The sequence below is a fragment of the Nitrosospira sp. TNL200 genome, from assembly GCF_055386305.1.
This window is the reverse complement of sequence record NZ_AP041003.1, coordinates 235,538-260,130: the sequence shown is the minus strand read 5'-3', so window position 1 is coordinate 260,130 and position 24,593 is coordinate 235,538. Positions and strand designations below refer to the sequence as shown.

General features: G+C 53.0%; 22 protein-coding genes, 3 tRNA genes and 1 other RNA gene. 15 read left to right on the top strand and 11 right to left on the bottom strand.

Annotated elements, in window-relative coordinates:
- Positions 1-279: 279 nt before the first annotated feature.
- The 4 genes from ACZ5CE_RS01225 (at position 280) to ACZ5CE_RS01210 (ending at position 2,740) form a co-directional block, all read left to right on the top strand.
- Positions 280-510, top strand: a complete 231-nt coding sequence (locus tag ACZ5CE_RS01225) for a hypothetical protein (RefSeq protein WP_464575940.1) — start codon at positions 280-282, stop codon at positions 508-510.
- Entirely contained in the window at positions 510-740 is a 231-nt protein-coding gene (locus ACZ5CE_RS01220; RefSeq protein ID WP_464575939.1) for a helix-turn-helix transcriptional regulator, read from the top strand. Before ACZ5CE_RS01225 ends, ACZ5CE_RS01220 begins: the two co-directional genes overlap by 1 nt.
- Positions 737-2,092: a phage major capsid protein gene (locus ACZ5CE_RS01215; protein ID WP_464575938.1), complete on the top strand. Its 1,356-nt coding sequence runs from the start codon at positions 737-739 to the stop codon at positions 2,090-2,092. Before ACZ5CE_RS01220 ends, ACZ5CE_RS01215 begins: the two co-directional genes overlap by 4 nt.
- A 273-nt stretch (positions 2,093-2,365) precedes the next feature.
- Positions 2,366-2,740, top strand: a complete 375-nt coding sequence (locus ACZ5CE_RS01210) for a hypothetical protein (protein WP_464575937.1) — start codon at positions 2,366-2,368, stop codon at positions 2,738-2,740.
- Positions 2,741-3,273: 533 nt separating this feature from the next.
- On the opposite strand, the gene ACZ5CE_RS01205 is transcribed toward ACZ5CE_RS01210, so the two are convergent.
- From ACZ5CE_RS01205 to ACZ5CE_RS01175, 7 genes are all read right to left on the bottom strand, one after another.
- Positions 3,274-3,348 (bottom strand) — tRNA-His (locus ACZ5CE_RS01205).
- A 58-nt stretch (positions 3,349-3,406) separates the two neighbouring features.
- Positions 3,407-3,483, bottom strand: a tRNA-Arg gene (locus tag ACZ5CE_RS01200).
- 34 nt (positions 3,484-3,517) lie between these two features.
- A tRNA-Pro gene (locus tag ACZ5CE_RS01195) sits at positions 3,518-3,594 on the bottom strand.
- Between the two features lie 110 nt (positions 3,595-3,704).
- Entirely contained in the window at positions 3,705-4,520 is an 816-nt protein-coding gene (folE2, locus tag ACZ5CE_RS01190) for a GTP cyclohydrolase FolE2 (RefSeq protein ID WP_464575936.1), read from the bottom strand.
- Positions 4,521-4,581: 61 nt separating this feature from the next.
- Complete coding sequence (gene dxs, locus ACZ5CE_RS01185; protein ID WP_464575935.1) at positions 4,582-6,426, bottom strand: 1-deoxy-D-xylulose-5-phosphate synthase; 1,845 nt, start codon at positions 6,424-6,426, stop codon at positions 4,582-4,584.
- A gap of 43 nt (positions 6,427-6,469) precedes the next feature.
- Positions 6,470-7,363: a polyprenyl synthetase family protein gene (locus ACZ5CE_RS01180; RefSeq protein WP_464575934.1), complete on the bottom strand. Its 894-nt coding sequence runs from the start codon at positions 7,361-7,363 to the stop codon at positions 6,470-6,472.
- The gene (locus tag ACZ5CE_RS01175; RefSeq protein ID WP_464575933.1) at positions 7,353-7,607 is read right to left on the bottom strand and encodes an exodeoxyribonuclease VII small subunit; all 255 of its coding nucleotides are present in this window, start codon (positions 7,605-7,607) and stop codon (positions 7,353-7,355) included. Before ACZ5CE_RS01175 ends, ACZ5CE_RS01180 begins: the two co-directional genes overlap by 11 nt.
- A gap of 225 nt (positions 7,608-7,832) precedes the next feature.
- Here ACZ5CE_RS01175 and ACZ5CE_RS01170 point away from each other — a divergent pair, with 225 nt between their 5' ends.
- The 6 genes from ACZ5CE_RS01170 to spt all read left to right on the top strand — a co-directional run bounded on the left by ACZ5CE_RS01170 (position 7,833) and on the right by spt (position 14,090).
- Positions 7,833-8,957 carry an aromatic ring-hydroxylating oxygenase subunit alpha gene (locus tag ACZ5CE_RS01170; RefSeq protein WP_464575932.1) on the top strand — a complete coding sequence of 375 codons (1,125 nt, stop codon included), beginning with the start codon at positions 7,833-7,835 and terminating at the stop codon, positions 8,955-8,957.
- Between the two features lie 106 nt (positions 8,958-9,063).
- Positions 9,064-9,408, top strand: a complete 345-nt coding sequence (locus ACZ5CE_RS01165; protein WP_464575931.1) for a SpoIIAA family protein — start codon at positions 9,064-9,066, stop codon at positions 9,406-9,408.
- A 538-nt stretch (positions 9,409-9,946) separates the two neighbouring features.
- Positions 9,947-11,701, top strand: coding sequence for a fatty acyl-AMP ligase (locus ACZ5CE_RS01160; protein ID WP_464575930.1), 1,755 nt, complete (start codon positions 9,947-9,949; stop codon positions 11,699-11,701).
- A gap of 7 nt (positions 11,702-11,708) precedes the next feature.
- Positions 11,709-12,620: an NAD-dependent epimerase/dehydratase family protein gene (locus tag ACZ5CE_RS01155; RefSeq protein ID WP_464575929.1), complete on the top strand. Its 912-nt coding sequence runs from the start codon at positions 11,709-11,711 to the stop codon at positions 12,618-12,620.
- 31 nt (positions 12,621-12,651) lie between these two features.
- On the top strand, positions 12,652-12,906 hold the full coding sequence (locus tag ACZ5CE_RS01150) for an acyl carrier protein (RefSeq protein WP_464575928.1): 255 nt from the start codon (positions 12,652-12,654) through the stop codon (positions 12,904-12,906).
- Positions 12,903-14,090: a serine palmitoyltransferase gene (gene spt, locus ACZ5CE_RS01145; protein WP_464575927.1), complete on the top strand. Its 1,188-nt coding sequence runs from the start codon at positions 12,903-12,905 to the stop codon at positions 14,088-14,090. The genes ACZ5CE_RS01150 and spt overlap by 4 nt, the downstream gene beginning before the upstream one ends.
- Positions 14,091-14,310: 220 nt before the next feature.
- On the opposite strand, the gene ACZ5CE_RS01140 is transcribed toward spt, so the two are convergent.
- On the bottom strand, positions 14,311-14,907 hold the full coding sequence (locus tag ACZ5CE_RS01140) for a hypothetical protein (RefSeq protein WP_464575926.1): 597 nt from the start codon (positions 14,905-14,907) through the stop codon (positions 14,311-14,313).
- A gap of 728 nt (positions 14,908-15,635) precedes the next feature.
- Between ACZ5CE_RS01140 and nirK the strand changes: the two genes are divergently transcribed.
- A complete protein-coding gene (nirK, locus tag ACZ5CE_RS01135) occupies positions 15,636-16,736 on the top strand; it encodes a copper-containing nitrite reductase (protein ID WP_464575576.1) in 1,101 nt (366 codons plus the stop codon).
- A gap of 81 nt (positions 16,737-16,817) precedes the next feature.
- Here the strand turns inward: nirK and rnpB are convergent.
- An RNA gene (gene rnpB, locus ACZ5CE_RS01130) (RNase P RNA component class A) lies at positions 16,818-17,111 on the bottom strand.
- 270 nt (positions 17,112-17,381) lie between these two features.
- On the opposite strand from rnpB, the gene ACZ5CE_RS01125 reads away from it, so the two are divergent.
- Positions 17,382-17,732 (top strand): LEA/WHy family protein, encoded by a 351-nt coding sequence (locus tag ACZ5CE_RS01125; RefSeq protein ID WP_464575925.1) that lies wholly within the window; start codon positions 17,382-17,384, stop codon positions 17,730-17,732.
- A 204-nt stretch (positions 17,733-17,936) separates the two neighbouring features.
- On the opposite strand, the gene pyrE is transcribed toward ACZ5CE_RS01125, so the two are convergent.
- Positions 17,937-18,578 carry an orotate phosphoribosyltransferase gene (pyrE, locus tag ACZ5CE_RS01120; RefSeq protein WP_464575924.1) on the bottom strand — a complete coding sequence of 214 codons (642 nt, stop codon included), beginning with the start codon at positions 18,576-18,578 and terminating at the stop codon, positions 17,937-17,939.
- Positions 18,579-18,604: 26 nt separating this feature from the next.
- Between pyrE and ACZ5CE_RS01115 the strand changes: the two genes are divergently transcribed.
- Together ACZ5CE_RS01115 and ACZ5CE_RS01110 are read left to right on the top strand one after the other, a co-directional pair.
- Positions 18,605-19,450 (top strand): exodeoxyribonuclease III, encoded by an 846-nt coding sequence (locus ACZ5CE_RS01115; protein ID WP_464575923.1) that lies wholly within the window; start codon positions 18,605-18,607, stop codon positions 19,448-19,450.
- 3 nt (positions 19,451-19,453) lie between these two features.
- Positions 19,454-20,842: an AmpG family muropeptide MFS transporter gene (locus ACZ5CE_RS01110; protein WP_464575922.1), complete on the top strand. Its 1,389-nt coding sequence runs from the start codon at positions 19,454-19,456 to the stop codon at positions 20,840-20,842.
- 2 nt (positions 20,843-20,844) lie between these two features.
- Here the strand turns inward: ACZ5CE_RS01110 and metW are convergent, their stop codons facing one another.
- The gene (metW, locus tag ACZ5CE_RS01105) at positions 20,845-21,456 is read right to left on the bottom strand and encodes a methionine biosynthesis protein MetW (protein ID WP_464575921.1); all 612 of its coding nucleotides are present in this window, start codon (positions 21,454-21,456) and stop codon (positions 20,845-20,847) included.
- A gap of 174 nt (positions 21,457-21,630) precedes the next feature.
- On the opposite strand from metW, the gene cas3 reads away from it, so the two are divergent.
- Positions 21,631-24,399, top strand: a complete 2,769-nt coding sequence (gene cas3 / locus ACZ5CE_RS01100) for a CRISPR-associated helicase Cas3' (protein ID WP_464575920.1) — start codon at positions 21,631-21,633, stop codon at positions 24,397-24,399.
- The last annotated feature ends 194 nt before the right edge of the window (positions 24,400-24,593 follow it).

Sequence of the window (24,593 nt, the reverse complement as noted above, 5' to 3'; positions counted from 1 at the left end):
TGAGCACGTTTAGCAAGTTGCCTAACCTGCCTACTCCCATGAGCACCTTGAGCAACTTGGCTGAAACCCGCATGGATAAAGGGTTTCATAAAGATGCTCACTTGAACACCTTAAATGAGCAAGTTGATTGTTCGGGGGGGCGGGTTAAAAGTCTACGACTTTCCCTCTCTAGACCGTGTGCTTAATCGAATTTTTACGTGCGGGAGTTTCAGGAGGGGGGTATTCCTCTGGCATGGTGCAGACATCTGCATGGATTGACCTTAACGATGGAGTTACGAAATGACTATAGAAACAGATGATGCAATCAACCTGGTAGCGCAGCACTTCCTGCTTGATGAAGCCAAGCCTCTGGCTGATGTAACAGATGCGCTTGCGACCATAGGCGCGAGCGGACCATTTGAAGCGCTTGGGCGTGCCATCTTTACCGCGATACTCAAGACTCACATTGCCAACCTGGAAGGCGCCAAGGCTCTGCTTGTCGCCCAGGAGCCAAGAGGGAGCCTTCACTAATGGAAATCCCCGATGACAGGCTGCTGAGAAAAAAGGGGGTAGCGGATATGCTGGGATTCAGCCGCCACACGCTGGTCCGGATCATGAAGAAAGACCCGACATTCCCGCGTTTTATCGAGCTTTCGCCTGGTATAAAAATGGTGAGAGCTCGCGAAGTACGCGCCTGGTTGCTCATGAAAGAGCTGGAAGCGCGTGAAAAAAGCATCTACGCGCAAACTGATCCGAAATGATACATTTTGCGCAATTGCGGCGCGCCGCTGGCTCGTGGAAATATGGAGACTCCATAAACAACAGGAGTTTCACCATGGCCGCAGCGGGACAAGGTATTAAGGAAATGAGAGAAAAAATGCAATTTCTTGCGAGGGAAACGCGTAAATTGCTCGATGAAAATCCAGGCAGCAAAATTAATGAAGTTCAGCAAAAAATAGATAGAAACTTTGCCGAAATCGATTCCCTTGAGCGAAGGATAAATTCGGCTCAGAAAGAACTCGATGCGAGCTTTGGCGGCTTTTCCCGGGCTGAAGGTATCGAATGGCGCAATCCTGAAACTGGCGCCAAGATCCCTGTAGCGTTCGCCAATAAGGGCAACTTCCGCGATCAACTTCAAACTGCCTTCCCCACTTCAAACGAAAGCAACTTGCCTAAAGCCAGCATGGGCGAATTCATGCGCGGTGTGGCAGGAATGCGCCTCACTGAATCTGTGCGCAATTCATTGCTTGTCGGCACCGATGCGGCTGGCGGGTTTACATTGCCTTCTTATCTTCAGATGCAGATGCTGGAAGCAATGGTGCCGGTTAGTTCTCTGCTGACAGCTGGAGCGGGAGTGGCGAAGCTGGAAGAGGGAGCAAAGAATTATCGCATTGCTGCAATCAGTAGCGTTCCTACCGCAGCCTGGCGGTTGGAAGCGGGCGCATTGGCAACCAGTGAGCCAGTTTTCCGATCTGTTGACATCATCCCCCAATCCCTCAGTTTTCAGTTCAAGATAAGCCGCGAGCTATTGAATGATTCCAGCAACCTGGACCAGGCACTATTCAATGCCATCGCCCAGGCCTTCGCGAAGGAACTGGATCGTGCCGGTTTGCGCGGCAGCGGGACCGCACCAGAAATACGCGGTATCCTCAATACAACCGGCATTCAAGCCGTAACCAACGGCAATAATGGCGCCTCGCTGGCTACCACGGCATACAGCAACTTTATCAGCGGGATTCAGGCAATTCTGGCTGCCAATGGTCCGATGCCGACGGCGGCCATCATGAGCCCGAGATCGTTGACAGGTTTGGCTGGGTTACTGGATACCACCAATCAGCCACGCCAACAGCCCAAGATTCTCGACAATACCCGGTTCATCGCAACCAGTCAGATCCCGAATAACCTGACAGTCGGCACATCCACGGATTGCACAGAGATTTACCTGGGAGATTTTTCCAGCGTGATCTACTTCATGCGCGAAGGCGTATCGGTGCAACTTCTGAAAGAGCTGTATGCCGGAACCGGGGAGATCGGTTTTGCATGCCATACCCGCGTGGATGTGGCAGTAACCTACCCCGCAGCCCTAGCGGTAGTGACCGGGGTAAGACCTTAAGTGCAGGCCGGCAGGCGCAGCCGTAATGCGCCCGGTCAGTCGGTCAGTGCGATAACCCCGACAGCCAGCAGCAGCTATCCTGGTTGCGTGGCAGGCAGTGCCAAAAGAAACCCCAGCTCAAAAGGCTGGGGTTTTTGTTTATCAAAATGCTGATAGTTTTCCCCTCTGCCCTAAAACACGTAAAATTACACAAACATATTGTTTTGTCATTATACCAATGGTATATTTCGGGGGGGTGGTCTGTGCTGATACTTTAACTGCGGAGAATAAGTTATGTTATTGATTGATTGGTTTATCCTTTCTCGAATAGGGCTGCTATATGATGCCGGTGGTGCGTTTATTCTTGTATGGGGATTTATATCTCAAGGAAAACAGGCATATCGAGAGGCAATATCATTCTACGGAGCTGATGAGCCAAAGACGGTAGTTGAAACAAAAGTAGATTCGATTGTTGGCCTAAGCTTTATCGTAGTTGGGTTTCTCGGACAACTCCTTGGATCAGACAATGATATCGCAGAGGTTTTTTCGTCTGGGCCGGGCGCGACATTCGCGCTGATATTCTTAGTAATCGGTGGAGGTGGCTATCTAGTTTTCCGAAAGCTCGTGTTTAAACACTATCTTCTTTATATTAAAAAAGCTGGCTATTAGCTTATATATTGGAAACAAAAAAGTAACCACCAGCTCCACGATTCGTGACGGTCGGTTACCGCGCGAAAATTGCAGACGTCTGCAATTTCAGAGATGGAAGGAGTGGCTCGCCAGCCTAAGCTGTACGAGCCACCGAGCTGCCGCGTTACAGCTTCGCTAGAAACGCCGACACCGCGATCGCCAAAGCAAAAGCGGCAGCGGGCGGGAAGCAAGCGACAAAGATCGCAAACAATCCAGCAAACGCTCCGATACGATGATGCAACGCTGCTGAACTTGTCAAAGCTGGTTTGCCCATAAGGCCCCTTCTTCAACTGCACCAAGTCTCTTGATGAGCCAGGGTTAGGTGCATTCAGACTTTAGCGCCTATTCTAGTTTTCCGCAGTCACACGGCGGCGCCACCCGACTGCTCGGTTTATGCAAGCTGATAAAACAGCTTGCATGAGTTCTTTTCCTATATATCGGTTACAAATTGGTTACATTTTTCAAAATCGGGGCAATAAAAAAGACCGCTTCTCTGCAAGTCTTTGAATTTATGGGGTGGCTGATGGGGATCGAACCCACGACAACCGGAATCACAATCCGGGACTCTACCGCTGAGCTACAGCCACCACCGGAAAATCATTGCCTTGCTTTAATTTTTTATACCTCTTCCGCCGCAGGATCTTGTGGCGTGCCCGACAGGAATCGAACCTGTAACCCCCAGCTTAGAAGGCTGGTGCTCTATCCGGTTGAGCTACGGGCACCTCTCAAGCCGGACTTCACTCCAGACTGCGTGAATGGTCGGGGTGGAGAGATTTGAACTCCCGACATCCTGGTCCCAAACCAGGCGCGCTACCAGGCTACGCTACACCCCGGAAAACCTTGTAATATACCTGTCCCGCCAGAAAAGGTCAATTTGGCCCTTTTTATCAGTGAAGTATTCATAAGGCAGACTATGGCGCGCCACCTTTCTTCATAGCCGTTGCTATATGTCCGATATCGGGCAAGGACGCTTGTCCCGCTCGATCATTGCATAAGCGGAATGATTGTGGATGGACTCGAAATTTTCCGACTCGACCACGTAAGCGTCTATGCGCCCGTCCTGATTCAATATCGTTGCTACATCACGTACTACGTCCTCCACGAATTTTGGATTTCCATAAGCCTTCTCGGTAACGTGTTTCTCATCGGAACGTTTCAGCAGTCCGTAGAGCTCGCACGAAGCCTGGCTTTCCGCCATCTCCACGACATCCTCAATCCATACAGGCGCATTGATACGGACGGATAGGGTTATATGGGAACGCTGGTTATGCGCACCATAGGCGGAAATTTGCTTGGAGCAGGGGCACAGGCTGGTGACAGGCACGACCACCTTCAAGGTAAACGTATAGCTCCCCTCTTCGATTTTGCCGATAAAAGTCACCTGGTAGTCCATCAGGCTTTTCACCCGGGACACCGGCGCGGCTTTATTCATGAAATAAGGAAAGGTCATTTCTATGACCCCTGATTCCGTTTCCAGCCGGGATACCATTGACCGCAGCAGGCTCTGGAACGACTCCACCGAAATTTCAGAATCGTGGCCGTTGAGCACCTCTACAAAGCGGGACATGTGCACCCCCTTGAAGTGGGGCTTCAAGTTGACACGCATATTGAATAAAGCGACCGTATGCTGTTCACGGCCATGCTTGTCCGCTATCCTGACCGGGTGTCTAAGGGCCCTGATGCCCGCCTCGTTGACGGCTATAAGCCGGGTATCAGGCGCGCCCTGCACATCCGCAATAGGGCAATGCATGTCGTTCATGAGTTTGCTTCCCGGGAAGGGAGTGTATTCGTCGGAGATGAACCAGCAAAGACCGGGTAGCCTAGTCGAAGAGCCTGGCCCGGACTGATGTGACAATCCCCGTGCTGTCCAGCCCGCAATCAGCCAGCATCTGCGCTGGATCGCCCTGGTCGATGAAAGTATCCGGCAGGCCAAGCTGCAGCACGGGAACGGTAAATCCCCGGCTTGAAAGCGATTCGAGCACTGCGCTGCCTGCTCCGCCCAGGATCGTATTTTCTTCCACGGTTACCAATAATTCATATTTCTGCGCGAGGGACGCAACCAGATCACCATCCAGTGGCTTGACAAAACGCATATTGACGACGGTGGCATTCAATTCCTCCGCTGCTTCAAGACACGGTTTGAGCATGCTGCCAAAAGCCAGTAACGCTATTTTTTCGCCGGTCCGGCGAACTTCGCCCCGCCCGACAGGCAGCATATGCATCTGCTTTTCCGGGACAACACCGGTACCCGCACCGCGCGGATACCGCACGGCCGTCGGTGTATCCAGCTGGAATGCGGTATAAAGCATCTGGCGGCATTCATTTTCATCGGCAGGAACCAGAACGGTCATATTCGGTATGCATCGCAGGTAAGTCAAATCAAAGCTGCCTGCATGGGTAGGGCCGTCCGCTCCCACCAACCCCGCCCGATCGATGGCGAACACGACCGGAAGATTCTGTATTGCGACATCATGAATCAACTGATCGTAGGCCCGTTGCAGGAAAGTGGAATAAATGGCGACAACCGGCTTGATGCCGTCGCAAGCAAGGCCCGCGGCAAAAGTTACGGCATGCTGCTCGGCGATACCTACGTCGAAATATCGATCAGGGTACTCTTCGGAGAATTTCACGAGTCCCGAGCCCTCCCGCATTGCCGGGGTGATCCCGACCAAGCGCTGGTCCAATGCCGCCATGTCGCATAGCCAGTCGCCAAAAATCTGGGTATATGACGGCTTGCCGCCGCCTTTGGGCAGAATGCCGGCATCGGGGTTAAACTTGGCCACGCCGTGATAAAGAATGGGATCGTCCTCCGCGGCTTTGTAGCCAGCGCCCTTGCGCGTCACCACGTGAAGGAATTGCGGACCATCCAGGTGTTTGATATTGTTGAGTGTGCTTACCAGCACATCGAGGTCATGGCCATCGATAGGCCCGATATAATTAAATCCGAACTCCTCGAACATCGTGCTGGGCGTCACCATGCCTTTGACATGCTCTTCGGCGCGCTTGGCCAGTTCCAGCACAGGGGGCACGACTCCCAGCATCTTCTCTCCGGCACGGCGTGCGGTGGCGTAGAATTGCCCGGACATGAGTCTTGCGAGGTAATTGTTGAGAGCGCCAACGGGACGCGAGATGGACATGTCGTTGTCATTCAGGATCACCAGCAGATCGGTAGTCATCGCTCCGGCGTTGTTCAATGCCTCGAACGCCATCCCCGCACTCATCGCGCCATCGCCGATCACGGCCACCACGCGTCTGCTCTTTCCTTCCTGCTGCGAGGCGACAGCCATCCCGAGAGCGGCACTGATGGAAGTACTGGAATGCGCCGTGCCGAAAGCATCGTATTCGCTTTCATCGCGCCGCGGAAATCCAGCGATTCCGCCATGCATGCGCAATTTCTTCATGCCTTCGCGGCGCCCGGTCAGTATTTTGTGCGCATAGGTCTGATGTCCGACGTCCCATACCAGGCGATCATGGGGCGTGTTGAATACATAATGCAACGCGATCGTCAGCTCTACCGTGCCCAGGTTCGAAGACAGGTGGCCACCTGTCCTGGCAACCGATTCAACCAGGAACTGGCGCAACTCGTCGGCAAGCTGCGGCAACATCCTGCGTTCCAGCGCCCGCAATTTTGAAGGGGTGATGATGGTGTCAAGCAGTGGATACATTTAAATCCTGAAAGATAAAATATTTTTCTGATAAAAATACTGTTCAGAAATTTCGCTGAATGATGAAATCCGTTACCTGACGCAACCGTTCCGCCTTCGCACCGAAAATCTCCAGTGACTGGCAGGCATCGCGACGCAATCCTTCAGCCAGCTCACGGGCCTGCCTCGCGCCCAGGAGGCTTATATACGTCGGCTTGTTATTTTCCGCATCTTTTCCCGCGGTTTTTCCCAGGGTCGCCGTCGTGGCCTCCGCATCGAGCACATCGTCGACCACCTGGAAAGCCAGGCCAATGCATTTGGCAAAATGATCGAGATTTACCGCTTCGCTCTCGCCGAGCGATGCTCCGCAATATGCTCCTAACATAACTGCTGCACGGATGAGTGCGCCGGTTTTATGGATATGCATAAATTCCAGCTCCGGCAAACTCAATGCCTTCCCAACACTGTCGAGATCCACGGCCTGTCCGCCTGCCATGCCTCGCGAGCCGGCGGCCTGAGCCAGCCGCCTGATCATTTCGAGTTGCGTTTGCGCATCATCAGCCAGGCGATGCTCCGCGAGCAATTGAAATGCCAGGCTCTGCAGGCTGTCTCCCGTCAGCAGAGCAATGGCTTCATCATACTGGATATGACAAGTCGGCTTTCCCCGCCGCAGCACGTCATCATCCATGCAGGGCAGGTCATCATGCACCAATGAATAGACATGTATCAATTCGACTGCGGCCGCCGCGATGCCCACTCTCTCTTCGCTGGCGCCGGTCAGCTCACCCGCGGCAAAAGCCAGCAGCGGACGAACGCGCTTTCCTCCTCCCAGGACAGCATAGCGCATGGCATCATGCAGGCGCTCTGGAGCAATGTCTGCGGCGGGAAGGAGGGTTTGCAGGACAGATTCTATATTCGCCTGGCGACTTTTCGCCCAGTCCTGGAAATCAGCGATCATCGATACCGGACGGGGGGAAATTTTTCAGTGCGTCGGCCTCAAATAGACGTACCTGCTGTTGCGCATCCTGCAGCCGCGACTGACAGTACTGCAGCAGCTCTGTCCCACGTTTATGGGCCACGAGCGATGCCTCTAGCGGCAACTGTCCCGCTTCCATCTCAACCACGATGGCTTCGAGTTCAGTCAACGCGCTCTCAAAACTTTCAGGGCGGGAAAATTTGACGGGTTTAACAGGCTTTGTCATGATAAGCGCAGTGTACGCAAAGGGTGCGCAATACCGAGAATGCTATAAAAATAACGCATCAAGCAGGGTAAGGTCAATTATAAGGTCAATTAACCACGCAAAACCTGCCTTGAAAAGGATTTTTTTGCGACATCGCGACTCTTATACCTGCAGTCCGGTGTTTATTCTTGTTTTTAGTGTGTTATTTCATCTTTTCTTACTTCCTGGAGGTGTAGGGAACTAGATATGTCAAACTTTGTTGATGTCGAGCAGATAGCTTCTCCGCAATTGCCGGTCGATTGGTATTTTGATCCCCATATTCTGGAGTTGGAAAAACGCCTCATCTTCGATCAGGGAGCAGGCTATGTGGGCCATGAAGCCATGTTGCCCCATATAGGGGATTATCATGTACTGGAATGGATGCATGGGGGGGCTCAGGTTTTAGTGCGCAACAGTGAAGGGATCGAATTATTGTCCAATGTCTGCCGTCATCGTCAATCCCTGTTGCTCAAGGGCCGCGGCAATGCAAGAAATATCGTTTGCCCTATACACCGGTGGACCTACGATATGAACGGAACGCTGCTGGGTGCTCCGCATTTTTCGGAAAAGCCCTGCCTGAATCTTGGCAGTACGCCGTTACAAAACTGGAACGGACTCCTGTTTGCGGGCAAGCGGAATGTGGCTCGCGATCTGGCGCGGCTTCAGGTCATGAACCAGTTCGATTTTTCGGGCCATGTACTGGATAGGGTGCAGATAGAGGATTACGAATGCAACTGGAAAACCTTCATCGAAGTATATCTGGAAGACTATCATGTCGAAACGTATCATCCGGGCTTGAGCAATTTTGTGAATACGGGTGAGCTCACCTGGGAATTTGGTGACTGGTACAACGTACAAACCGTGGGAATCAACCGCGGTCTTACGCGTCCCGGCACACCCGTCTACGCCCGGTGGCAGGAGCAGATATTGCGGCAAGCGGGAGGTGAAATGCCGGCATATGGAGCCATCTGGATGCTCTACTATCCGAATATAATGCTTGAATGGTACCCTCATGCATTGATAATCAGTACTTTGCTCCCGCTAGGGGCAGAACGTTGCAGAAACGTAGTCGAATTTTATTATCCGGAAGAGCTGGTTTTATTCGAACGGGAATTCATCGAAGCCGAGCAGGCCGCCTATCACGAAACCGCGCTGGAAGATGACGAAATTTGCAAGCTCATGACCGCCGGACGGCGCGCCCTGTATGTGCAAGGTATCAATGAAGTCGGACCCTACCAGTCGCCTATGGAAGATGGAATGGCGCATTTTCATGGTTTTTTGCAGCGAAAACTTGAATCGCACATCAGCCGCGCCTTCAAGGCAGGCATTTAGCATTTAGGAAACCGCTGAATATAGCTATAGCTTGTTCAGCGCTTCCCTAGCACCGGCCCCATACCATTAAGGCCCCATGCCATTAAATTACATTGGGTAGCAAATCATGATTGCCATCGAAGAATCCGATAATCTTATAAACATTGCTGTTTTCGGTGAGTTTACCTTGGCGGATTACAAGCAGTTTGAAGACCAGGTAATGGCCAAATCCCGTTCTCTGCGCAAGATGAACGTACTGTTCGACTGGCGCGACATGCTGAGTTATACCATCGATGTCGCATGGGAAGACATCAAGTTCATACGGGAACACGGCAGCGAATTTAACCGCGTCGCCATCGTTACCCAGGATCAGTGGCAGACCTGGAGCGCATGGGTATCCAATCTTTTCATCACTGCGGACATACGGGTCTTCAGCAACTACGCCGATGCGAGAAAATGGGTGGAAAGCTGAAATCCTGAATCCCATTCTGCCATGTTTTTTTCGATCCTCATGTTGTTGCAAAAAAGACACACCTTCCTCTTCGATTCTCCAAAATTTCTTTATATTGGTTCGCAACTCGTACAAAATGCAACCTTCGCTCTCTTGCGAGCCCGGATGGGTTTGAAAAATTATTTCAATAGCATTGCAGGCTCGAAAAATACCTTGAAGCCCGAGTTTTTACGTGTTTGATCCATTATTGACGGCAATCGGCACACTGCAATGCGAAATGGCATAATTAATTATTTAAATTAAAGCACTACCCGCTCGACAAGCCTTTTTGATTGCAATACCGTTACAATCGGTTTATCGGGAATTGGATGTCACTTGAGCGCTTTTGCAAGCTGAAGTGCAGATTTTATAAGCAAGAGAAGCATGTCTGACCGTACCTATACATAAAAAGATGACCAGTACCATTAATTTGGAGGGGAAAGCCTTGAGTTCAACAATAGCAAAGTTGAACGCTCCGCTAACGCAAGCGTTTGATCCTCGACTATCAGGCGAGTCGCCAATGGCAACAATCCCCACGCCAACGTCCAATACCCAGCCTCAACGACTGGCTGACTTTGAGACTTTGACTGGAGCCCTGGAATACGCGGCAGCCGGAAATGCGGGATATAACTTTTACGATGCCAAGGGTAATCTGCGCTCGGTGCTGCCCTATCAAACGCTGAGGAGAAACGCCTGCGCCAGCGCTCAGAAGCTGGCGGGACTCGGATTGACATATGGCGAGCGGGTGGCAATCATCGCCGACACCACTCCCGAATTCATCGAATTATTCTTTGCGTGCCGTTATGCTGGCCTGGTCCCTTTTGCAATGCCGGTTCCTGTCAATCTGGGCAGCCACGCCATATATGTGCAGCAACTGAGGGGAATGCTTGAAAGTGGCCAGGCGAGCGCCGCGCTGGCCAACATCGACTATATAAATTTCCTTCAGGAAGCTGCCGAAGGGTCACGGCGGTTGCGTTGGGTCGGTACGCCGGATCAACTGGGAAAACTTCCTGTTTCCGATCTGGAGCTTAAACCGAATCATCCAGACGAAATTGCCTACCTTCAATTCACCTCCGGCAGCACCCGCGGACCGCGTGGTGTGATTATCACGGAGCGGTCATTGATGAGCAATCTGAGGGGGATCGTGCGTAACGGGCTCGAAATACGCCCGGGAGACCGCTGCGCCTCATGGCTGCCCTTCTACCATGACATGGGTCTGGTTGGCATGGTAATGGCGCCGATGGTAGCTCAAGTTTCGGTGGACTACCTGGCTACTCGCGATTTTGCCATCAGACCTCTGCAATGGTTGAGGCTGATCAGCCGTAATCGCGCCACGGTTGCTTTCAGCCAGCCCTTTGGCCTCAAGCTGTGCACGTTAAGGGTAAGGGATTCTGATCTGGAAGATCTCGATCTGAGCAGTTGGCGCGCCGCGGGTGTAGGCGCAGAGATGATACGTCCAGACACCTTGAGAAATTTTGCGGAAAAATTTGCTCCCGCGGGTTTTGATGCGAGAGCCTTCCTGCCATGCTATGGATTGGCTGAATCCACGCTGGCTGTCACCTTCTCCCAGATTGGACAAGGCTTTCAAAGCTTGTGTGTCGACGCTGGAACATTGGTTGACAAAAAAATTGCGGTCCGCTTGCAAGCCGAAGGCAGGAAATTCAGCGAGTTTGTGAATTGCGGCCGGCCATTGCCTGAGCATACCGTTAAAGTCATTGGCGACACGGGAGAAAGCCTGCCTGATCTGAGGGTGGGGAGTGTGCTCGTCCAGGGCAGCAGTATCATGACTGGCTATTTTAATAATCCGGAGGATACCAGCAAAACGCTCCGGCCCGGAAACTGGCTTGACACAGGCGACCTTGGATTCCTTTTCGAAGGCGATCTCTATGTCACCGGACGCCGCACCGACGTCATTATCGTTAATGGCCGCAATATCCGTGCTCAGGATATTGAAGAACTCGCGGAACAGCAGCCCGAGGTAAGAACGCGGGAAGCTTCAGCCTTCGGCATAACGGATGCTAACGATGTAACCACGATCGTTCTGGTAATAGAATGTCGTTTGACTTCGATAACGGACCGGCAGTCTCTTACCACTCGATTGCAGCGCCTCGTATATATGGCTTTTGGCGTAAACTGCCTGGTTGAATTGGTTCCACCTCACACCTTGCCCCGCACGTCATCGGGCAAGTTATCTCGCTTTGCCGCCCGTCAGGGGTTCTTGCAGCGGACGCAATTGACAGACCAGTTATCTGCTGCCGAGTCTCGAGACAAATAAGAAGTCCATGCCTGAATCAGTAGCAGTTACCGGCGCCACCGGATTCATCGGTGGCGCGCTGGTAAGGGCTCTGATCAAGGAAGGCTGGAAAGTCCGGGCATTGACCAGGCGGCCACGGCCTGACGATGAATCCACCCATTGGATCGAAGGGGATTTGGATAATCCTGAGGCGCTGCAAAACCTCGTCAAGGATGTTTCCGCCGTTGTGCATTGCGCTGGCCAGGTCCGTGGCAGATCGCTCGAGGATTTTCTTCATACTAACGTAGAAGGCACGCGCAATCTTGTACGTGCATCGATACAGCGGGATTCGCCGCCGCGCTTTCTTTTGATATCCTCCCTGGCCGCCAGACAGCCCGAACTCTCATGGTACGCAACGAGCAAGCACATTGCGGAACAGCTGCTGATTGACCACTCTCATGTCATGCCTTGCGCAGTTTTTCGTCCAACCGCAGTCTATGGACCGGGGGATAAGGAAATGAGTCCTCTTTTCAGGGCTACCCGTCGCGGAATATTACCGATGGTGGGCCAGGCGGCAATGCGATTTGGTTTGCTGCATGTCAGTGACCTGGTAGCTGCCATGCTCTGCTGGCTATCGACCGGTATCCCCATAAAAGGGATTTATGAACTCGATGACGGCAAACCCGGTGGCTACGATTGCCAGTCCGTTGCCTTTATCGCGCAGCAAGTCTGGAAGCGGCGGGTGCATTGCGTATTTTTACCAACACCCCTGATTTCAGTGATTGCAAATATCAATTTGTGGAGCGCCCGGCTGCTCGGCTATTCGCCCATGCTAACGCCTGGAAAGGTCCGGGAACTGAGGCATGAGAACTGGGTCTGCGATATCACCCCTTTAACCCAGGCACTCCCCCATTGGCAACCTCGCATACGGTTGAACGACGCGTTATCTCAAGCGATATAATTCCCGCGATAAAAAATTCATGGAACTGAGCATGGCAAGCACTTACAACGATATCCTGGAGAAACTCCGCTTCCATTTGAGGCAATTTACCGGCCCTGATGTGGAGATTACAGCGCAGACCGATCTTATCAATGAGCTTGCGATCGATTCTGTCAAATTGCTGAACCTGATAATGGAGATCGAGGATGAATTCGATATCTCCGTGCCGATCAATGCCCTTGCGGATGTGCAAACCGTGCATGAGCTCGTCAATCTGATTCAGCGGATCGAGGTGGCCAGGCAATGAGTTTGCTCGATAAGCTCGACGCCGTTGCGGCTGCGCGAAAAGCCTTGTTGCCAGAAGGCGTGGAAGTTTTTGGCATGCCCATCGACGAGATTTATTCCTCGACAGAAGCGAAAATAGGCGACCACCGCATACTGTTCCTGGGTACAAACAATTACCTGGGCCTCACCTTTGCACCGGAATGCAAGCAGGCTGCACATGAAGCCATAGAAAGCGAAGGCACGGGAACCACGGGTTCACGCATGGCAAACGGGAGTTATATCGGGCATCGCGCTCTCGAGCACGAGCTCGCGGATTTTTATCACTGCCACTCATGCATCGTCTTTACAACTGGCTATCAGGCAAACCTCGCAACAATTTCCGGTCTGGCGGGACCGGGCGATGTTGTCCTGATCGATGGCGACTCGCATGCGAGCATTTATGATGGATGCAGGCTAAGCGGCGCGGAGATCATCCGGTTTCGCCATAATGACATGGCTGATCTGGATAAACGCCTGCGACGTCTGGGAGAACGTTCACGATCCACCCTGATCATTGCGGAAGGTATTTACAGCATGCTGGGTGACAAGGCGCCCCTGGCTGAAATTGTGGAATTAAAAAATGCCCACAACAGTATTCTTTTATTAGATGAAGCCCATTCTCTGGGCGTTCTGGGCCATACCGGCCAAGGACTGGTGGAAGAGACGGGGCTTATCGATGAGGTTGATTTCATTACCGGCACTTTCAGCAAAAGCCTCGGCGGTATCGGGGGTTATTGTGTCAGCAATCACCCTCAACTTGACCAGTTGCGATATATCAGCCGACCGTATATATTCACTGCATCCCCTACCCCAGCCACCATTGCTTCAACACGGGCAGCCTTAAAGCTGTTGCGGGACGGCACCCAGCTTCGCAGCCAACTCTGGGATAACGTTCATCAGCTGTATTCCGATCTGCAGCAGCTTGGCTATTGCCTGGGACCAGAACCCAGCCCTGTTATCGCAACCATACTGGACAGCCCGCAACAAGCCCTCGCTTTATGGAAGGGCCTCCTTGAAAATGGTATTTATGTGAATCTGATCCTGCCGCCTGCCGCGCCTGAAGGCAGCTCTCTGGTACGATGCAGCGTCAGTGCAGTCCATACCAGAGAGCAGATGAATTTCGTCGGCCAAGCCTTTGCGAAGGTCCGGGAGGTTCTTTCGAAATAACCCTGAATCCGGTAGTTGGACAGGGTGGAGTGTGCGGTTTTTGAAGCGCAGGGTATAGCCGGCCTATTACCAGGCTATGCAACGCCGCACTCGCAATTTTCGTGTATTTATGGGGAAACTGCAGGGGAACCAAAGTAAGAACTTGTCCGGAAGCTTCCTCGGGACTCCCGGAATATGTCTGGAAGCCGGGAAGCCCCTGGTTAAACATTAGCGAACGTGATCAGGATGCCTTGGGGCTTGCGCGGCGCCGGAACCAGAAGAATGCGCCAATCCCGGCTGCACCCACCAGCAGCGCAATTTCTGTCGCGCCGATACCTGAACCATGCCCCCCGTGTCCTCCCCCTCCTCCGACATGTACCGGAATACGCACGGCGGTGGTCATCTTGCCGCCCTTCTCGGTTTCCAGCAGCACCGCATACTGGCCCAAGTCCTCCAGATTAGCGGTAAAAGCGATACTTCCGGAAGGATACTGCTTGGCCGGGATGGACATGATCTCGTGCCCCCCTTCTCCATGCCCTTCCATTACCAGCCGTATCGCAATGGGAATCTCACGAGATTCGAGATCCGTCAAATCCACCGAAAAGTACAATTCCCCGGTCTCGGGAACATGGTCGCAATATGCATGGGTGGGAGGAAGCTCCCCCTTTGGCTTTTCATAAGCGCTGAACGCCACGGGAAAAGCCCCGTTTTTTATTGCGCAGTCTCCGGAATGATGACCTTCGTGAGCGAGCATCAACTGCGCATGTGCCGGCAATGCGACGAGTAATACCAGCGCAACTCCCGCCAACTCTATGATCAAGTCAAGCATTCTCTTCATAATCTCTCCGGTTTACATCCGCAATTAATCTTGAGCTCATCATTTTGATGAACGATGGAATCCTGAATGATAATTCTGGCGAGTCTACTTTGCAGACGCGCCACATCCTCTTCCCTAGAGGAGAATTCCTTCAAGGTTCCAAAAAAACAAATTGTATAACAAACCACCCTGGAATAGGAAACAGAGTATACCCCAGGCCTCGGAGGGGTTTCCAATTCAGGGCCAGCCATTTTTAAAGCGATTTCCCTAATTGGGATACCCATCTGATGACCGCTGGATGTCTCGCGAGCCGCCGGGAGCGGCGTATAAATTCGCGTTATATATGGAATGAACGTATCGGAAAGATCTCTTGCGGATGGCCATTTCCGGGCTCCCGTCGCCATGGACAGCATTAAAGTAAAGCTGTATAGTTGGCGGGCCTTTGCTCTGTGGAAGCTTTGTGGAGCATTCGGTTCTGCAAGGCATTCTTTAGGGCATCTCTAAGAATTCGAAATCGAAATCGCTCATCTTTCCTATGTTTTCCTTCCTGTTTCAAGATATGGCGCTGGCATGTCATGCGGCGGTGGGGAAGCGGGTATTGAACGGGATGGAGTGGGGCTGGGTTGATGGGCCGGGGTGAATTTTTAGAGATGCTCTTCAGAAAAGGGTGAGCAGTCGGCCATCGAACGCACGGGCGGATGGAGAGGCGCAGGCTATGCGCTGATGAATAAACATATATGGAGGGAAACATGAATAAAGTTGTTCAAGGGGCGCTCGGATTCGGGTTGCTATGCATGAGCGCGGTACCGGCAGTGGCGGCGACGAACGTATCCAAGTTGCCAGTGGTGACCCAGGAGCTGGTTGCGCCGCCTTTCGTGCCCAAGCACGACCAGGTTGCCAAGGGAGGCCCCAAGATAGTCAAGGTGCGCATGGAAACCATAGAAAAGCTGGTGCAGATTGCGCCGGACGGCACCAAGATGTGGGCCCTGACCTTCAATGGCACGGTACCTGGTCCGCTGATCGTGGTGCACGAGGGTGACTATGTGGAACTGACCCTGGTCAACCCCAAGACCAGCACCATGTCGCACAACGTGGACTTTCATGCATCGACTGGGGCGCTGGGCGGAGCCGGCCTGACCCTGGTGGCCCCGGGCGAGGACGTGGTGCTGCGCTGGAAGGCGGTCAAGGCGGGAGTGTTCGTGTACCACTGCGCTCCTGGCGGGACCATGATTCCGTTCCACGTCATCTCGGGCATGAACGGCGCCGTCATGGTGCTGCCGCGCGATGGCCTGAAGGATGCCAAGGGCAAGCCGGTGCGCTATGACCGTGCCTACTACATCGGCGAGCAGGACCTGTATCTGCCCAAGGGTGCCGATGGCAAGTACAAGACCTATGGCTCCCCAGCCGAGGGCATGCATGAGATGCTTGAACTGTCCAAGGGACTGATCCCCTCCCACGTGGTCTTCAATGGCGCGGTCGGCGCCTTGACCGGAGACAATGCGCTCAAGGCCAAGGTAGGCGAGAAGGTGCTGTTCATCCATAGCCAGGCCAACCGCGATACCCGCCCCCACCTGATTGGCGGCCATGGCGACCTGGTATGGCAAGGGGGTAAATTCAGCGATCCTCCCATACAAGGACAGGAAACCTGGTTCATCCCCGGTGGCGGTTCTGGCGTGGCCCTGTATGACTTCAAGCAGCCGGGACTCTATGTATACCTGAACCACAACCTGATCGATGCAGTGTTGCTGGGTGCTGCGGCCCACATGAACGTCGAGGGCAAATGGAATGACGATCTCATGATACAGCTCAAGAAACCCAACGAAAATTCCACCCCGGCCATGGATCACTAAAATCCACAAGCCTCAATAGCTCTACAACAAAGCGGCTTCAACATGGCGTTGAAGCCGCTTTTTTTACAGCCCTACGTAAAGAACTGAAGCTGGCCTGTAAGCCGGGTTCTGTCGTGGACAATCATTCCTCTAGACGCATGGTCGCCCATGCGCTCAAGCGACCTACCCGCAGGCTCAACGAGCAGCATCATCGCCTGCCTATTTGGTCTTGCTCCGGATGGAGGTTACCGCGTTTCACCGTAACTTAATACGCTCGTCTCTGTGGCCCTGTTCCTCGCCTCGCGGCGGCCGGCCGTTAACCGGCATCCTGCTCTATGGAGCCCGGACTTTCCTCCCCCTGCTTCAAGAACAGGCGGCGATTGTCCAGCCAGCTTCAATAGTCATCATATCATTCAGCGCCGCGACAAGTGTAAAGCTTTCTCCAGCGGGCTACTTACACTACCCCACTGCCGGCATTGAAGCTCGAATATCCCCATATGCAACTATTCCAGTTATCATTCGAATTCGAATAAGGTGGATTATATGTATAGCCGCGCATCGCTCATTTTAAGTCTCATTTTTATTCTGTCCGGATGCGCATTGATAGGATTGCACGAGCCACTCCGGGTTTCCCTCGCGGGAATGGAACCCCTGGAAGGAAAGGGAATGGAAGCGCGGTTTGCCGTAGAGATCAGAATACAAAATCATGGCGGCGCTCCAATCGATTATGACGGCATCGCGCTGGATCTGGATTTGCAGGGAATGAGCTTTGCAAGCGGCGTGAGCGACCAGAGCGGCACCATACCGCGCTTTGGGGAAAGCGTCATCACGGTGCCAGTAACGGTTCCCGCCACTGCAATTGTTCGTCATGTCTATGGGTTTGCCACTGGCGACCGCGCCAGGGTCGACTACCGGCTGCAAGGCAAGCTGGGCGCACCCGGATTTTCTCTCGGAAAATACTTCGATTCAAGGGGAGAAATCACGCTGCCGCCAGCACCTCAGGATTCGCCGCCGTAAGGAACCAGTGTAGTGTTGCACACTAATTGAAACATATGAAACCCAGTATTCACGCTGTTTATAGCTTGATTATAAGTTCCATCAAGAGCGCTTCCCCCTAGACTGGGAACTGGAATTCTTTCGACGGATAGTTGCGTCTGCCGATCCGGCCTCCGGATATCCGCGCGCATCAAGCCATCCGCAGCACCAGGTTCGAAGGCGGAATCAGGCCGCGCCGTATCGCTGACGATACCGCTCTATTGCGGGTAGATAATGCGCAAGATCCTTCCTTTCGTGCAGATAGGCCACTATGTTTTCCAGGGTAATGATGCTGGCGACCGGGATCGCATAGGTTTGATGCACTTCCTGGATCGCTGAAAACTCGCCGTTGCCCCGTTCCATTCTGTCGAGCGCAATGATGACCCCACACGGCACAGCTTCCGAGGCGCGAATGGCGTTAATCGATTCGCCTACTGAAGTGCCAGCGGAAATCACGTCGTCGACGATCAGCACTCTTCCGGCAAGCGGCGCTCCAATAAGGGTTCCGCCCTCTCCGTGATCTTTTGCTTCCTTGCGATTAAAGCAGAAAGGATAGTTGTAGCCGGCCTCCGCCAGCGCAATGGCGGCAGCAGTGACAAGCGGAATACCTTTGTAAGCTGGGCCAAAGAGCATATCGATCGGAAATCGGGCAGCAAGCACTGCTTTGGCGTAAAATTGACCGAGTCTCCGGACAGTGTCTCCATCATTAAAAAGCCCCGCATTGAAGAAATATGGCGAAATTCGCCCAGCCTTGGTTTTAAATTCGCCAAAGCATAGTACGTTACGGCTTATCGCAAATTCGATAAATTCCCTGCGGAAGTCGGGCATCGGCATATGACAAAGAAAAAACAGACGTGAGAATTATAACGCTCAACCTGAACGGTGTCCGCTCCGCGGCCAATAAGGGCTTTTTCCAATGGCTGCCAGGGCAGGAAGCGGATATCGTGTGCGTTCAGGAGCTAAAGGCCCAGGCTGGCGACATGATCCCCGAAATGACCGCTCCCGGTTGCTACCAGGGCTATTTCCACTGCGCGGAAAAGAAAGGGTACAGCGGTGTCGGGATTTATACCAGAGTCAAGCCGAACAAAATAACAGAGGGCTTGGGGATTCCTGAAATCGACGCGGAGGGGCGTTATATACGTGCCGACTTTGATTCTCTCAGCGTTATTTCCATCTATTTTCCTTCAGGGTCGAGCGGAGAGCATCGGCAGGCGGCAAAAATGGCTTTTCTTGAGCGATTTCTCCCCATGCTTCAGGATCTCGCGGCTTGCGGCAGAGAGATCATATTGTGCGGTGACTGGAATATCGCGCATAAGGAAATAGATCTGAAGAACTGGCGCTCCAATCAGAAAAATTCCGGATTTTTGCCGGAAGAGCGCAGTTGGCTTAGCGGCGTTTTCGACAATCTTCAATTTGTAGACGTGTTTCGACGAATAAATGTGGAGCCTGATCAATACACATGGTGGTCCAATCGCGGGCAGGCCTGGGCCAAGAATGTGGGTTGGCGCATCGACTATCAAATTGCAACATCCGGGATCGCGAGCAAGGCAACTCACGTTTCCATCTATAAATCGGCGCGCTTCTCGGACCACTCGCCGCTGATCATTGATTATGACTACAACTTGCCGGGATCCCGGCCGGGGACGGATCAGCCGTGCGGGGATGCTCCCCTCATCGATCTGATCGGCCGCCGGGATTGAGTCATGCCAGGGACCGTGTCGAGCTGGCTGCATGCTTTTCGCATCTACACCCATCCCCGGGTTCTGGGAATGCTGTCGCTCGGCTTTTCCGCCGGCCTCCCCCTATTGCTGGTACTGGGCACGCTTTCGTTCTGGTTGCGGGAAGCGGGCATCGACCGCTCCACCATCGGCCATCTCAGCTGGATCGGATTGGCATATGGCTTTAAATGGATGTGGTCGCCTCTGGTAGACCGTCTACCCCTGCCGCTGCTCACGCAGTGGCTGGGCCGGCGGCGGGCGTGGCTTCTGTCATCCCAGATTATCATCGCCTGCGCGCTCGCTGGCATGGCTGTCACGGACCCGCTTCAGAATTTGAGCCATACGGTTTTTTTTGCGTTGGCTGTCGCTTTCGCATCCGCGACCCAGGATATCGCACTCGATGCCTACCGCATTGAAGCCGTCGCGCCGCGGCTGCAGGGAGCCATGGCCGCGACTTATCAGGCAGGTTACCGGCTGGCAATGATTCTTGCCTCCGCTGGTGTCTTGTGGATCGCCGCTGCGGCAGATACATTGGAAGCGGGCTACGATTATGGGCCCTGGCGTATCGCTTATCTCGCCATGTCCGCCTGTATGGCGGTGGGTATCGTTACCACCCTCGTCATTCGGGAGCCGGAAGTGCCTATTACACGGCTCATCTCCGAAAATGAGGATTATGCGCGAAAGGCCATTGCCCACTGGAATTTGAATGCCACAACCACTCAAGTCCTTGCCTGGCTTTATGGCGCCGTAATCGCGCCTTTCAGGGATTTTATCGTCCGCCATGGCCGCCATGCGGTGCTGATACTGGCATTGATAGCGACTTATCGCATCTCCGATGTGGTGATGGGAGTAATGAGTAATCCTTTTTACGTGGACATGGGTTACACCAAAGAGGAGGTGGCAACCGTATCGAAAGTCTACGGGGTGATCATGACCATTATTGGCGCGGCAGCGGGAGGCGTCCTGACCGCAAAAATCGGCATCAACCGAACCCTTTTTGCGGGAGCCGCATTATCGGCGGTGACCAATTTGCTGTTTGTATGGCTGGCCGGCCGTGGTCACGACATCACCGGACTCATATTCACCATTTCCGCCGATAATCTCTCGGCTGGAATAGCTTCTTCCGCGTTCATAGCCTACCTCTCCAGCCTTACCAACTCTGCTTATTCCGCCACGCAATATGCCCTGTTCAGTTCAGTAATGCTGTTGCTGCCCAAATTCATCGCCGGATTCAGCGGGGATTTCGTCGATGCTTATGGTTACGCCAGCTTTTTTACGTGCACCGCGGTATTAGGATTTCCGGTACTGATCCTGGTTTGGGCAGCCGGCCGGATAAAATTTGAGGAAAGGGAATCGTCGCATCACAATCCGTGATGCTACTTTTGCTGCTCAAACCGATAAAATGCGAGCATGCCGAAGAGATTGGGCAAAAATGTGACCTGGCGGCTTCGGCTCATTATCCTGCGCTCGAGAATGCGCGCGCCATGCTGGCAGCAGAATTGTTCGAAATCTCCCAGGGTGCAGTTGTGGATATTGGGTGTATCAAACCACTGGTAGGGCAAGGTTTCGGAGACAGGCATATGGCCCAGCATGACCTGAAAGCGATTTTTCCAATAACCAAAGTTCGGAAATGACACGATGGCCTCCTTGCTCACCCGCAACATCTCCTTGACGATGCCCTCGGTATGCTTTACCGCCTGCAAGGTCTGCGAGAGAACCACGTAGTCGAATGAATCCGACTCGAAGCTCTGAAGGCCGGATTCCAGATCGCTCTGGATGACGTTCACGCCATTGTTGAAGCACGCCAACACGTTTGAATCGTCGATTTCCACACCATAACCCCGAATATCGCGCGAATTGCGCAAAAAATACAGCAGCGAACCATCGCCGCAACCCAGGTCGAGGACTTTCGCGCCGGGTTTCACCCATTTGGCGATCGCTTCGAAATCCGGCCTGGTACCGGTGAGTAGGGTGGGAACGCTGGTCATTTCTTCAATACTTGCAGGATTTGTTCGTGGGAAAATATATTATCCTAAATTGGGTAGCACTACGAGACACTCGTCCCCGGCAAGTGGATTCCTCGCCAGCTTTCGCGCACCCGTGTCCGGTTCAATGGAGGGCTACCACCACTGGCAACCCAAAAATCAACCAAGAAGCCAATAATGCCAAAGCAATTAAGAGGCGCGATTTTCGACTACTGGGGTAAGGCTGACCCTGCCTACCCGCACGAACAAAAGTGGCATCCACTCGCCTATCACAGCCTGGATGTAGCGGCGGTAGGTGTGGCTTATCTTGAGCGGTCTTCTTTGCTTAAATTGTGCTGCAAGTTGTTGAACTGTCATGAACAGGATTTTTTATCCTGGTCGGGTTTCTTGCTGGCATTGCATGACTTGGGCAAGTTTAGCGAGGCGTTCCAGGCACAGCGGCCCGATTTGATCTCAGCATTGCAGGAACGAGAACCGAACGCGGGCAAAATATACAACGAACGCCATGACTCTCTGGGTTTCTGGTTGTGGGATGAATATCTTGTGGATGAGGCGCTGCTTGAAATCGGAATCGAGGCTTCTCGCGCCACTCAACGCAGCCTTAGGTGTTGGCTATCGGCTGTGACCGGGCATCATGGGATGCCGCCCCAACCAAGTGGAAGTGGCAATGTCGATAGTTTCTTTCGTAGGGAAGACAAGCAAATCGCTGCCGAGTTTGTGCAGGCGATGGCCGAACTGTTGCTTACAAAAGACGCCAGGCGTCTTCCTGCCAATCAGAATTTTAAGGATGTTGGCGAAATGCTGTCGTGGTGGTTTGCAGGAGCCACGGTACTGGCCGACTGGCTTGGTTCGAACACCCGGTATTTCCCATATCAAAATCCATCAATGGATCTAGAAGAATACTGGGAATACACAAAAGGTCGGGCCGCTATCCCATTGGCCCATTCAGGCGTTTTGCCCGCCGACATTCAAAAAGGACGCTCTCTCAAGGATTTATTCCAGAATATCCTGGAGGCGTCGCCATTGCAACAATGGGCGGTATCAGTGGACATTCCGCAGGCGCCGCAAATTTATTTGCTGGAAGATGTGACAGGATCTGGAAAGACCGAAGCCGCGATAATGCTGGCTTATCGTTTGATGGAGCAGGGGTTGGCGGAAGGTTTTTTTATTGGCTTGCCGACCATGGCAACAGCCAATGCCATGTACAAGCGCATGGCGGAAGTTTATCGAAAGCTTTTTGCCGGGAATGCCAATTTGGTGCTGGCCCATGGTCATAAAAAATTGGTGGAAGAGTTTGCCGCTTCTATTTTACGTGGCGGGTCATGCGAACAGGACGTTGCCCAAGTGGATGAAACCGCTTCGGCACGTTGCAGTGCATGGCTGGCTGACCATAGCAAACGTGCATTATTGGCGTCCGCCGGAATCGGAACGGTAGATCAGGCGCTGCTAGCTGTTTTGCATAGCAAGCACCAGTCTCTCCGGTTACTGGGCTTGTTCAACAAGGTTTTGATTGTTGATGAGGTGCATGCGTGTGATGCCTATATGCAGGGCGTCCTGGAAGTGTTGCTGGATTTTCATGCGCGCAGTGGCGGCCCGGTGATTCTGCTATCGGCTACATTGCCTGTCCACATGAAACAAGCCTTGCTCAACGCCTATGCCAAAGGGCGCAAATACATCTCCGTACCGGCGTTGCATTCGAATGCCTACCCGCTGGCAACTCGCTGGCATGAGGATCAACGCGTCCCGGTGGAAACTGCACTGGCTTCCCGGCACTGTGTCTCCCGTACAATGCAGGTACATTACGAAGCCGATCTCGAAAAAGTTTTTGCGCATATTGTTACCGCCTTACAACGAGGCCAATGTGTGGGATGGATTCGCAATACCATTGCAGACGCGATGGCTGCTTACGAGCGCATGTCTCAAAACATTCCCCGCGAAAAAATAACCTTATTTCATGCGCGTTTTGCCCTGCGGGACAGGCTGGAAAAAGAGACGCAGGTATTGGGCTCATTTGGCGAAGGCAGCAATCAACAAGATCGGCATGGGCGCTTGATGATTGCCACCCAGGTCGCAGAGCAATCCTTGGATCTGGATTTCGATGTGCTGATTACCGACCTTGCACCGGTAGATCGCGTCCTGCAACGGGCGGGGCGGTTGCAGCGGCATGTGCGCGATGCCGAGGGCAACCGTTTGCCTGCAACTGACGCCAAGGATCAGCGGCCGGCACCCTGCCTGTGGGTATATGCCCCGGCCTGGACAGAACAGCCGAAGGCCGACTGGTACGCCACTGTATTCAAGAAAGCTCAATATGTGTATGTACATCATGGGCAGCTTTGGCTTACGGCAAAAGTATTGCAGAAAGGCAGCTTCACTATGCCAGCGGATGCCAGGGAAATGATTGAAACCGTATTTTCTGAAGAAGAAATTCTGCCTGAATCGCTCGCCAGAAACGCCATCAAAGCAGAAGGGCAAGAAATGGCGGAAGCGAGCATGGCGCAGCTCAACACCCTGAAAATAGACGGTGGTTACAGGCGCGGCGAGATCGATGACTGGTGGGGCGATGCTAAAACGCCTTCCCGCCTGGGCGAAGAGACAGTGGAACTCATGCTGGCAAAGTGGGTTGATGGCCGTCTGGAGCGATGGGCGGAGGGGGTGTGGACTTATAGCATGGTAAAAGTGTCAGCCCGATGGCTGGCAAGCGTCGAGGCACCGTCCGACCCGATGCAGAAATCGGCTTACGTCCATTTGCAACAGACCTTGCCCAGCCAGGGCAAATGGTGCGCGTTGTTGCCGTTATCGCAGCGTTCGGATGGCACGTGGGAAGGCTTGGCCTGGACTGCTGGTAACGAAAAATCAGGGAAGAGGCCGGAACTTCTGACCTGGATTTACGATGTGGATTTTGGCTTGCGAGTAAAGGAGTCCGATGCAATGATTGCATCGGACTAAGCCCCGCAGATGTGGGGAACATACAAATAAACATGCCCTAACCAATTAAGCTAATGGTTCATCCCTCTGCAAGGGAACAAAGATTCATAGATCAGTTTTTTGGAGGAACTGAAGAAGGCAATGAATGCCAGATTTGGAGGCCTGTTTTCATTAAAAGCTTTCTTAAATCTGGAAATCAAAGTATATTCTACAAC